Source organism: Hymenobacter agri (genome assembly GCF_054778495.1).
In genome coordinates this window covers 1-1,106 of sequence record NZ_BAAGZM010000959.1, presented here as the reverse complement: position 1 = coordinate 1,106, position 1,106 = coordinate 1, and the positions used below count along the sequence as shown (strand labels likewise).

Below are 1,106 nucleotides of genomic sequence, written 5' to 3'. Positions count from 1 at the left end.
ACGCTGCGCGCCGGCCTCCGCGCCGATGGCAGCGGCCTGCTGATAAACTCCTCGCGCGGCATCTGGCAAGCCGCTGATGCCGGGGCCGCCGCCCGCGAGCTGCAAGAACAAATTAACGAATTCCGGACCGTAGCGAGCCCGACCCACGTCTGACCCAGAAAGCCGCTGCAACGCGGCTTTTTGTTTTTTTGATTCTCTGTAAGTGATGACCGACCAATTCTATACCTCGTCCATCGCCGCTTTCGACGCGGCCACGCTGGAGCACCTGCTGCGGCAGGAAGAAGCGCTGCTGAGCGGCCACTTCCGGCTGTCGTCGGGCCTGCATTCGGATACCTACGTGCAGTGCGCCCGCTTCCTGCGCCGGCCCGATTTGGCCTCGCCCGCTGCGGCGGCGCTGGCGGTGCAGCTGGAAAAAGCCGGCCTGAAGCCCGATGTGGTGGTGGGGCCCGCGATGGGCGGCGTGGTGATTGGCTACGAGCTGGCCCGGCAGCTGCGCGTGCCCGGCATTTTCACCGAGCGCGATGCCGACGGGCAGATGACTCTGCGGCGCGGCTTCACCATCGAGCCCGGCGAGAAAGTAGTCATTGCCGAAGACGTGGTGACGACTGGCAAGAGCACCCTGGAGGTGGCTAAAGTGCTGCGCGAAATGGGCGCCGAAGTGTTGGCCGTGGCTTCGCTGATTGACCGCACGGGCGGCAACGGAGGGCTGGAATTTCCGCATTTCGCGCTGCTGCAGGTGCAGGCCGCTACTTATGCGCCGGAGAGCTGCCCGCTGTGTGCTGCCGGGCTGCCGGTGGTGAAACCCGGCAGCCGGCCGGAAAAGGCCTTTTAGAGTTGTTGAATTTGGGCTCAGCAGAACGTCATGCTGAGCATTCTGCGCATCAAGCAGAGACCGAAGCATCTCTACCGCTTCGTTGCAATTGACAAGATTTACTAATGAGGTAGAGATGCTTCGACTTCGCTGCGCTTCGCTCAGCACGACGTTGTTTCTCTGACGTACTGCATATCATCAATGCCTGATAACACCACCCACACCATCCAGCTCACGCTGAAACCCGGCCAGCACGACGGCGACGGCCAGCGCGTGGCCGTAGCCGTCCTTCGCC

1 protein-coding gene is annotated in these 1,106 nt (G+C 62.7%); it reads left to right on the top strand.

From position 1 onward, the window contains the following. Positions 1-205: 205 nt before the first annotated feature. The gene (gene pyrE, locus ACYVDE_RS23690; RefSeq protein ID WP_460503983.1) at positions 206-832 is read left to right on the top strand and encodes a type I phosphoribosyltransferase; all 627 of its coding nucleotides are present in this window, start codon (positions 206-208) and stop codon (positions 830-832) included. Positions 833-1,106 lie beyond the last annotated feature (274 nt).

What these genes read in the sequence shown, in the direction of transcription:
- pyrE (WP_460503983.1), top strand. Translation starts at nt 206, where the DNA reads ATGACCGACCAATTCTATACCTCGTCCATCGCCGCTTTCGACGCGGCC.